Below are 9,099 nucleotides of genomic sequence, written 5' to 3'. Positions count from 1 at the left end.
TTCGCTGTATCTTGTCATCTTCATCTGAATCTCCTCGTTTATCTTGCCGAGAAAATTCTACTTCCGCAGCCCCTTACTTTCGGGGGGGATTACCCCTCACGACCAATCGTGCTCGGCTGCCAGCCAAAGCACCTTTGGGCGAAGCGCTCAAATACATCGCAAAATACTGGGATGGACTGTGCCTGTTTCTGACTGACGGCCGCATCGAAATGGACAGCAACGCAGTGGAACGCACGAGCCGCCCCATAGCTCTGAACCGCAAGAACGCACTCTTCGCTGGCCACGACGCCGGAGCCACAAACTGGGGCATCATCGCTTCCTTGATCGAGACCTGCAAATTGAACAGTGTCGATCCTCATGCCTATCTGGCCGATACGTTCACTGCCATGGTCGCAGGCCACAAACAAAGCCAGATCAACGACCTGCTGCCCTGGAATTACGTCAAATAGGTGGGATCAGCGCACCGCTTACGATAGAGCTGGCATCAGTATACGTTGAGTTTATATGCTTTCCTGTGGCCTCCGGCTGAACGAACGAAAGGTTGGCAACCAGCTAACCGATCGTTGCACTCACTTTACCAATTGAACATCTTGTATCCGAAAAATGCGGCGCGATTTACATCGTCCTAGAATTTCAAGAGGGAACACTGTCCAACGCGGCCTTCGCATCCCTCAGACTCGCTCCGGAAAGACCAGATAGCAACACTCGAACGTCCTTGCGTGCAGCCCCTGCTACCCCAATCGCTTTCCATTCCTTATCGAGCGCAATGCGTTCGACAGCTACTATGGTTTCGAGATCCCGAATTCGCGAGCCGTGCTGCGGTCCGAGATGGTCGATCAGCCTATGTGAATGGATGATCGTCGGACGCGCATCCATTGGCTCCCATGCGTCGAAAACCGTTACCCGACGCAGGTTGAACTCAGGCGGGAGCACGTAAAAACGGATGTCCGAAGCCCATAGCAGATCCTTGAGTGATATCTGGTCGCGGGCGACATCGACTCGGCGGTAGCGGTCGATCCATTCGGTAAAGAACGCAGCCGTTGCAAGCGAACGTCTGTAGAGGACAACACCTGAATTCAGTTGCGGAAAAGCGTAGGGCGTACGCTCCTCCGCTCCCTGCTGTATCAGTTCCGAACAACGCCGAACATCATGCGCCATGGCAATGTCAAACCGCTCCAGCAGATCGAATAAATCGCCAAATGGGGCAACGACTAGCGTATCGCAATCCAGATAGAGTGTGCGCGCGAACCGGCTTAAGGGCATGCATTCGATCTTTACGCGCGGATGATTGCGCGGCACCATATGCACCCTGTCGAACAGATCTGCGCCATCGAAAGCGAGCATGTCCGAAAACAGATCTGCAGCCAGCCCTGGATTTTGCGCCTTCAGAGTCCGAACGGACTGACAGGCCATCTCGCGATATGCGGCGCCAGTGGCCACATATATAACACCGTCCGACAATTTCTCGTAATTGGTCATAATCTGTCCTAGCCGACGTGAAAGAGCGTTTTAAAGAGGTTCGGATCTAGGCTTGATTGCGCGAAGGTCCGCCCTTCCGTCAAGATGCTTACCGCGTCATGGCTGTGCAGGCTTTCTTGATGGCTAGCGATCACACGAAAATCGCCGATCCGGCTGTCGAGCCGCAGATGCTCGCAGAATAAGCGCGCGGCATCCTCGACGAATATGGGATTTGCCGCGTTAAGTTCGGCAAAAGCTTGTTCGTCCTCACGCTTGACCATCACCTGCGTCTCCGTAGGCACAGCGCGCAGGCAGAGATCGACAAGGTCTTCAATCCATATTTTGTCGACTCCAGGAGTTTCTACAACGGAAATGCGAGCCACCGACCGCTGCGAATGCGGTGTGGCAAGTTGTCTGCGATTTTTCCGAGCATGCTCGCTTAGCTCCAGAGAACAAGGGCAGGTCGAGGAATAGACGTAATCGATGTGAATGATCCGCTGACGGACTCCATCAATCTCTGACAGCTCGAAGGCCACTTCGTAATACTGATATCCATAAAGCCCTGAACGCAGGCTCCGCACCTCTCGCGGATATGAGAATTTCATTTGGATTCGCGCATCAAAACTCTCAAGATCGGATTTGTATTCATCCAAAACCCCCTCAATCACCGCAAAGTCAAACTCCCTCTCTGCGTGCCGATAGAAGGTCCGCATGATGCGCGACATGTTGATGCCGCGTTTGCTGGCATCCAGGCTCACCGTCCCAGACACCGCTGCCTCAAGCTGTAGCTTTGAGCTATCGCGCGACTGAAAACGAACAGGTAGACGAAAATTGCTAATACCTACATGCTGTATCCTCTGCCCTGCGCCGTTAATTAGCCCTTCCGATTCGTTCTGAAGATCCGGGAGCGAGGCAATATAATCCCCATCCACTTCGAAGCCTTCAGGAAACTTTGTTGAGAACACAGGATAGGCTTCGGCTTGCGTCGCAAGAATCGCGTCGACGTCAGGTGTGACAGGCTGGATCGGTTTACTGTTTTGGGTTGTTGGGGTCAAAATTGGGCCGGAAATCATCGTCATGATCATTCACTTTTCGTTGGGGAGAGTGGCATGAAGGCGTGTAGCCTTTTTTCAAAACTCCAAAAAATCCAAGAATTTGCCTTAGACTTGCGGAAGATGAAAAATAACTCAAACCTTACGTTGCACCAACCATAAGTAGCATCGAAACACAAATCAACCTAGGGTCAATCTTGAGGGCGTTAAGGGTGTCATAAAACGCCACTTAATGCCAAAATCCCTCGATTGTTGATTTCCACTTAGACGTGATAGGGGCTCTGTTGCATAAATCGGCCTAAGGTCGAGTTTCCCCTTCCCGTGAACGGACTCATCCAACGCGTTGAGTTTGCGGTGTTCCACGTGCCGTAAAGCGGTTCAGGATTGCGGCCCTGATCTGCAGTTCCGCCACCTGTATGTCGAAGTCACGCGCCATGACGCGCTCTCTGAGCAGCTTGAAACAACGCATTTTAGTCTCAACAAGACTTCGTCTATGATACCGGCTCCAGCGTCGCCAGATCGTGCGGCCGAGGCGTCGGGTGGTGCGGAGGATTTCGTTCCTGGCGTGGGCGCCCAGCGTTGTCTCCATCCAAGGTCGTACGCTCTTGCGGGCCGGTATCACGGCGCTGGCGTCGCGCGCGGCGATAGCAGCGTGGCATGCGCGAGTGTCATATGCGCCGCCAGCGCTGACCTTACCTATAGGTTGGTTGGCCGGAATTTGGTCCAGCAATTCGGGCAGCATGGGAGCATCACCAACCCGGCTGCCAGTCACCTCAATTGCCCTGATCTCCAGCGTATCGGCATCAATGCCAAGGTGGACCTTACGCCATTGCCGCAGCTTGGAAGGCCCATGTTTCTTGGCAAACCACTCCCCTTCGCCCTCAGCTTTGATCCCGGTGCTATCGATCAACAGGTGCAGAGCACCGTATGCGCCGTTTCGGCCCCATTGATTTGACGGGTTTCGGGGCAGTGATTGGTTTGGGATGATCCTCCGTAGGTTTTGATTGGAGGGTCTGATGTCGGATGGTGTTGAAGGCTTTGACGGGCGGTTCGAGGTGGTGGAGCGGCCACGTGGGAACCGGCGCTGGCCGAATGATGTGAAGGTGCGGATCGTTGCCGAGAGTTTTCAGCCCGGAGTTCGTGTCGTTGATGTCGCGCGGGGTTACCAGATCATTCCTCATCAGCTGTCAGATTGGCGTCGTCAGGCCCGCGAGGGTCTTCTGGTGCTGTCCGCGGAAGTAATGGGTCAGGCTGGTGAAGCGCGAGTATCGAATTTTGTGCCTATCACTGTTGAAGCTGAAGCTGAGGCTGCACCACCGCCTGAGCGGCACGATGTTGCGGATGGGATCATCGACATCCAGATTGGCGATGACATCGTGATGCGTGTGCCGGGCGGCGTTGCGGTGGATCGGGCAGTCGCCTTGGTGTGCGCGCTGCGTGGTGGGGCGGCATGATCATCGCGGGCCAGCGCCTGCCGATCGTGATCGCGACACGCCCCGTTGACTTCCGGCGTGGACATGACGGTTTGGCGGCGACGGTGCAAAACGAGCTGGGGCTTGATCCGCATTCCGGGCTGACGGTGATCTTCCGCTCGAAACGCGGCGACAGATTGAAGATCCTGGTCTGGGACCGCACCGGCGTGGTGCTGGTTTACAAACGGCTCGAGCAGGGAAGCTTTACCTGGCCGAAGGTTCAGGACGGGGTGATGCGGCTGTCGCGGGCGCAATTTGAGGCTCTGTTCGAGGGTCTGGATTGGCGGCGCATGATGGCACAAAAGGTGGTTCCGCCGGCTGCGGCAGGATGACTCATGCGACCATATCTTACGTTGTTTTGTTGGGCTTTCCTGAGGCGATAGAGTATAAAGACGCATGTCACAGCCCTTCGATCTCAGCCAGTTTCCGGACCTTCCGCCCGAGGTGATAAACGCCTTTGAGGCAGCGCAGTTCGAGCTGTCAGTGGAACGCGGCCCGCATCCATGAGCAGGCGGTGGTGGCCGAAAAGACCCTCCTGATTGCTGATCTTAAGCCGTTGGTGGCGAAGCTGGAGGGCCAGGTTGCCCAGCACAAGCGCGCCATGTTCGGGCCGAAATCGGAAAAGCTCGCCCCTGCGCAATTGCAGTTGGCGCTGGAGGATATCGAGACCGCCATCGCTGAAACGCGGGAAGAAATAGCAAAGGTTGAAGATAAGATCGACAATCTGGACGATCCGGAGAAGAAGGTGCCCCGCGAACCGCGCAAGCCACGGGCGCTGCCCGAGAACCTGCCCCGGCTTGAGCGCGTGATCGAAGGGGACATTGAAGCAGGTGCGCAGCCTTTAGCCGTGATTAAGGTCTGCAATGTGGACAAAACTGCCCTCCGCATCTCTCGAAGAAATGTCTGCTCGCAACCTTAACCGGAGTTCGTTACGTCAACTTTGTTCCCATGCCGAACGTGGGCGGGACGATGTTGATGGGCGGGTCAGCTTGGACTTTCTTTCGTTACCGCCTGAAGCTTTCCCTGTTTCAACCGCCACGTTTACTTCCTCTTGTGAGGCCGCTCACACAGGATTGTCCGGTGCGTCAATTCAAACCTCACACCCGTTGCTGACCGCTTCCAAAGACGAGATACTTGAAACTTGTCAATTGCTCCGCGCCGACTGGACCGCGTGCATGCATTTTACCGGTCGCGATACCGATTTCGGCACCCATGCCAAACTCGCCCCCGTCCGCGAACTGGGTGGACGCGTTGTGCATCACGACGGCTGAATCGATGGCGCTCATAAAGCGTTTTGCAGCCTCCATATCATCGGACATAATCGCGTCCGTGTGGCCGGACGAATGGGCCTGCACGAATGCGATAGCCTCGCTCAGGTCCTCTACAATCTTCACCGAAAGGATGTTGCTGAGATATTCTGTGTCCCAATCCACATCCGTCGCGGCAGCGATATCCGGCAGAATGACTTGCGCTTCCGCGTCACCGCGCAGCTTGCAATCCCCGAGGGACGCGGCCAGAAGCGGCAACATACGCGCCGCGATCTTGCGGTCGATGACCACACATTCCGTCGCTCCACAGATCCCCGTACGGCGCATTTTGGCGTTCTGGACAATGCCCACGGCATTTTCGATGTCTGCGCTTTCATGGATGTAACTGTGATTGTTGCCATCCAGATGCAGCAGGGTTGGCACGCGGGCCTCTTTTTGCACCAGCGAGACCAATCCGCGTCCACCGCGTGGGATGACCAAATCGACGGTGTCTGTGCTGTGCAAGAGCAGCTTGACGGCCTCACGGTCACGGGTGTCGACCAGTTGAACGGCGTCTTCGGGCAGACCCGCCGCCTTCAAGCCCGCGGCCAGACACGCGACGATAACGCGCGAGGAATGCAGGCTTTCAGAACCCCCGCGCAGGATGACGGCGTTGCCAGATTTTACGCAAAGCGCACCCGCATCCGAGCCAACGTTGGGACGCGACTCATAGATCATTGCGATGACGCCAATCGGCACACTCACGCGGTCAATCTTCAGGCCATTTGGCCGGTCAAAACTTGCGAGGGTCCGGCCCAACGGGTCGGATTGTTTTGCAATGGACTCGAGTGCGTCCGCCATGGCGGCCACGCGGTCCTCGGTCAGGGTGAGGCGGTCAATAAACGCCGCATCCTTATCGCTAATGCTGTCTAAGTCAGTCGCGTTCGCCGCCAAAATCGCGCGCGCGCGCGCGCGCAGTTCCTTTGCCGCTTCGTTCAAGGCCAGATTGCGTTGTTCGGCCGACGCCAGAGCCAGCTTTTGCGCCGCCTCTTTGGCGCGTCGGCCAAGGTTTGCAACGACGGCTGTGACGTCCATCTCGGTTGAATCGGTGCTCATATCGTTCATCTTTTATCTCCTATGTGCTGCAGCCTGTCGCGCGGCCTTTATTTCAGTTCGGCGGCGCGCCGATATGCGGCCTGCACGGTATCATTCAAAAGCGCGTCCAACTGCCCGTTGCGTCGCAGCGCGTCCAAACCGGCCTGTGTGGTGCCGTTCTTGCTGGTCACCGAGTTGCGCAACTCCTCCAGCGAGGCATCCGACTGTCGGGCGGTTTCAACCGTGCCGGTGATGGTATCAAACACCAGAGCGCGCGATGTCTCCTCGTCAAAGCCCAAGCGCTTGGCCGATTCGACATAGCTGCGCATGATCTCGAACACATATCCCGGCCCGCTTCCGCTCACAGCCGTTAGGCGGTCAATTTCATCCTCGCTGGCAAGTGGAACGCAGCGGCCTGTCTGCGCGATCAAGTCGGTGACCTCTGCAACTTGTTTCTTGGTACAAGCCGGATTGGCATAGAGCCCCGACACGCCCATCCCCACCAACGCTGCCAGATTGGGCATGACGCGAATGATCGCGGCCTCTCCGACGATATTGGAAAGGGTTTCCATACTGCATCCAGCCGCGATTGAGACGAAACAGCCGCCCTTTTTCAAGGCGGGCATGTAGTCGGACAGCAAGTCGGCGATCATCTGCGGTTTGATCGCGATGACAATAACATCAAATTCTGCCGACGGCAGAGATGTCGCTTTTGTGACATGCGTAATGCCCTCGGGAAGGTCCGTGGCGGCAGGATCGGCGACTGTAAACTGGTTGCCATCATGATTGACCCATTGGCGCAACATCGCGCCGCCCATCTTGCCGCACCCTATCAAAAGTATCTTCAATTTCTATCTCCTTGTCTTCGGTGAAACCGCGCACATCATGTGCTGCGCCCCGTCCGTCGGGCGCTGGATCAAACCGGTGATTTTTTATCGGCGCCAAGTGTCCCAAATGTGCCGGAAATTACGCTGCAACGCAGCAACCTGTTTGCATTCGCGTACGGGATACGTGTTATACGTCACCAGAACACCTGAATAAGGTCATGCTATAAGGCTGCGTCCAAGGACGCAAACGGTTAGCATTTTTCCTTTTAATTTAAATGGATACCGGAGGTATCATATGTCTGCGAAGAAAAAAATCGTCGTCAAAATAGGATCAAGCCTGCTCGCCAACAGCAACAATCTCACGCTGCGCTATGCGTTCATAAGCGGTCTTTTGAGCGACCTAGCCCAGCTTCAAAAAGAAGGCCATAATATTATTCTAACGTCGTCCGGCTCGGTTGCGCTTGGGTTGAATATGGTCGGAAAACGGCCCGAAGATGCGGGCGTTCTGGACAAGCAGGCCGCAGCTGCCTGCGGTCAGCCGCTGTTGATGAATGCTTACCGTCAGGTCGCATCAGAGTACGATTTGGACGTGGCACAGATGCTGGTCACCGTCGAAGATATGGAAGAACGCCGCCGTTTTCTGAACATCAAGAACACCATGCTGAGATTGTTCGAAAACGACATTATGCCGATCATTAACGAGAACGATTCCATTGCGACACGTGAGCTTCGTGTTGGTGACAATGACCGTTTATCGGCCAAAGTGGCCCAGATGGTGGAGGCGGATGAGTTGATCATCTTGACCAGTGTCGAGGGACTGTATGATCGCGACCCGTCTGATCCGGACGCGAAGTTCATTCACGAAATCGAAGATGTCAGCGAGCATCTCGAAACCACAACCGGTACCAGCGCACTGGGCAGCGGCGGCATGCTCACGAAAATGCATGCGGCAAACATGGCGCAAAATGCTGGCGTTGAGACGATCATCGCCGAAGGCATCATCGAACGCCCCGTGTCGTCAGTGCTGAACAAAGAGCGCCGATTCACCCGCTGTCTTGTTCGGGGCGAAACTGCCTCGCCGTTGAAAGTATGGCTCAGCAACCGTTTGCAAGTCTCCGGTACACTGGTTGTCTCCAATGAAATCGCTGAAAATGTCGCTAAGAAGAAAAGTGGGATCAGCCGAATGGATATCATTTCGCTTCAGGGGGATTTCTCGAAAGGAGACGTGCTTCACGTTTACAATGAAAAGGGTAAAGAAGTCGCTCGCGGGCTCACAAATTTCTCATCCGAAGAAATAATGCTGCTGGCACGCCATCTGGAAATGCCTGTTGAGAATGTCATCGGCTATAAGACAAAAAGCGATATTGTTGGCGCTGAAAATATTCTCGTGCTTGAGGAAAATCATCTTCAACTTGAGGCACCTGAACACGATCAAAAAATCGTTATTCCGGCTTAGGTCATAGCTCTCGAACGCTCCCGGTTCTCAACGCGACATGGTCAAAACTTGCACCGTGAAAGCGTCGTCCACTGAGCGCGAAAATAGGGAGTCAATATTGAACGGTGCCATTAAATGGGTACGGCTATCGACGGCAAAAGCCTGTCATTAGATGTTCGCAGTTGGTTCGAATGGATGTTTGGCGATACTTTGCAAACGGAGAGTACTGCGCATAGCTGCTGTTCGACCTCGACGCAGCATGCGACACTTCACGACCTGCGGCTTTTGGGAAGAAGCACCATTGTCCAGATAAACCAACGGTTTTCCGTTGACCTGACGGGACAAGATCGGAAAATCACTGCGGATTTTATCAATATCAATCATGGCTTGGCGTGCTCCAGAAAACTGTTACGGCAGGCTTGGATTCAATTTTCAAGTGCAACGTTTGATCTGAAGGCCGCAAGTTCTTCGGCCAGGGCTTCTTCGGGTGTTTTCCATCCGAGGGTTTTGCGG

General features: G+C 55.0%; 9 protein-coding genes and 2 pseudogenes. 6 read left to right on the top strand and 5 right to left on the bottom strand.

Annotation, left to right across the window (positions count from 1 at the left end; all coding sequences use genetic code 11):
- A partial coding sequence (locus tag BMY36_RS18115; RefSeq protein WP_244888702.1) for an IS66 family transposase occupies positions 1 to 449 on the top strand: 449 nt, incomplete at its 5' end.
- A 184-nt stretch (positions 450 to 633) separates the two neighbouring features.
- Here the strand turns inward: BMY36_RS18115 and BMY36_RS18110 are convergent.
- The 3 genes and pseudogenes from BMY36_RS18110 to BMY36_RS18100 form a co-directional block, all read right to left on the bottom strand.
- Entirely contained in the window at positions 634 to 1,479 is an 846-nt protein-coding gene (locus BMY36_RS18110) for a glycosyltransferase family protein (RefSeq protein WP_074819060.1), read from the bottom strand.
- A gap of 8 nt (positions 1,480 to 1,487) precedes the next feature.
- Positions 1,488 to 2,537 (bottom strand): GTP cyclohydrolase FolE2, encoded by a 1,050-nt coding sequence (gene folE2, locus BMY36_RS18105; protein WP_082224741.1) that lies wholly within the window; start codon positions 2,535 to 2,537, stop codon positions 1,488 to 1,490.
- Between the two features lie 304 nt (positions 2,538 to 2,841).
- Positions 2,842 to 3,444, bottom strand: a pseudogene (locus BMY36_RS18100) (IS5 family transposase); the annotation flags it as partial.
- An 82-nt stretch (positions 3,445 to 3,526) separates the two neighbouring features.
- On the opposite strand from BMY36_RS18100, the gene tnpA reads away from it, so the two are divergent.
- From tnpA to BMY36_RS18085, 3 genes and pseudogenes are all read left to right on the top strand, one after another.
- The gene (gene tnpA, locus BMY36_RS18095) at positions 3,527 to 3,964 is read left to right on the top strand and encodes an IS66-like element accessory protein TnpA (RefSeq protein WP_050518370.1); all 438 of its coding nucleotides are present in this window, start codon (positions 3,527 to 3,529) and stop codon (positions 3,962 to 3,964) included.
- Positions 3,961 to 4,314 (top strand): IS66 family insertion sequence element accessory protein TnpB, encoded by a 354-nt coding sequence (gene tnpB, locus BMY36_RS18090; protein WP_050518369.1) that lies wholly within the window; start codon positions 3,961 to 3,963, stop codon positions 4,312 to 4,314. Before tnpA ends, tnpB begins: the two co-directional genes overlap by 4 nt.
- Before the next feature lie 64 nt (positions 4,315 to 4,378).
- Positions 4,379 to 4,802, top strand: a pseudogene (locus tag BMY36_RS18085) (transposase domain-containing protein); the annotation flags it as partial.
- 277 nt (positions 4,803 to 5,079) lie between these two features.
- On the opposite strand, the gene BMY36_RS18080 reads toward BMY36_RS18085, so the two are convergent.
- Positions 5,080 to 6,354 carry a glutamate-5-semialdehyde dehydrogenase gene (locus BMY36_RS18080; protein ID WP_050518367.1) on the bottom strand — a complete coding sequence of 425 codons (1,275 nt, stop codon included), beginning with the start codon at positions 6,352 to 6,354 and terminating at the stop codon, positions 5,080 to 5,082.
- Positions 6,355 to 6,392: 38 nt separating this feature from the next.
- Positions 6,393 to 7,172 carry a pyrroline-5-carboxylate reductase gene (gene proC, locus BMY36_RS18075; RefSeq protein ID WP_050518366.1) on the bottom strand — a complete coding sequence of 260 codons (780 nt, stop codon included), beginning with the start codon at positions 7,170 to 7,172 and terminating at the stop codon, positions 6,393 to 6,395.
- A gap of 274 nt (positions 7,173 to 7,446) precedes the next feature.
- Here proC and proB point away from each other — a divergent pair, with 274 nt between their 5' ends.
- Together proB and BMY36_RS20350 are read left to right on the top strand one after the other, a co-directional pair.
- A complete protein-coding gene (proB, locus tag BMY36_RS18070) occupies positions 7,447 to 8,607 on the top strand; it encodes a glutamate 5-kinase (protein WP_050518365.1) in 1,161 nt (386 codons plus the stop codon).
- A 114-nt stretch (positions 8,608 to 8,721) separates the two neighbouring features.
- The coding region (locus tag BMY36_RS20350; protein WP_217646638.1) for a hypothetical protein at positions 8,722 to 9,099 on the top strand (378 nt) is incomplete at its 3' end.

Origin of the sequence: Pseudorhodobacter antarcticus (assembly GCF_900110135.1) — a bacterium.
In the GTDB taxonomy this organism is placed as follows: domain Bacteria; phylum Pseudomonadota; class Alphaproteobacteria; order Rhodobacterales; family Rhodobacteraceae; genus Pseudorhodobacter; species Pseudorhodobacter antarcticus.
The sequence above is the reverse complement of the archived record's forward strand: the minus strand, read 5'-3'. Positions and strand labels throughout refer to the sequence as shown.

Coding starts and splice junctions, on each gene's coding strand:
- BMY36_RS18110 (WP_074819060.1), bottom strand. CDS start 1,479: ATGACCAATTACGAGAAATTGTCGGACGGTGTTATATATGTGGCCACT.
- folE2 (WP_082224741.1), bottom strand. CDS start 2,537: ATGACGATGATTTCCGGCCCAATTTTGACCCCAACAACCCAAAACAGT.
- tnpA (WP_050518370.1), top strand. CDS start 3,527: ATGTCGGATGGTGTTGAAGGCTTTGACGGGCGGTTCGAGGTGGTGGAG.
- tnpB (WP_050518369.1), top strand. CDS start 3,961: ATGATCATCGCGGGCCAGCGCCTGCCGATCGTGATCGCGACACGCCCC.
- BMY36_RS18080 (WP_050518367.1), bottom strand. CDS start 6,354: ATGAACGATATGAGCACCGATTCAACCGAGATGGACGTCACAGCCGTC.
- proB (WP_050518365.1), top strand. CDS start 7,447: ATGTCTGCGAAGAAAAAAATCGTCGTCAAAATAGGATCAAGCCTGCTC.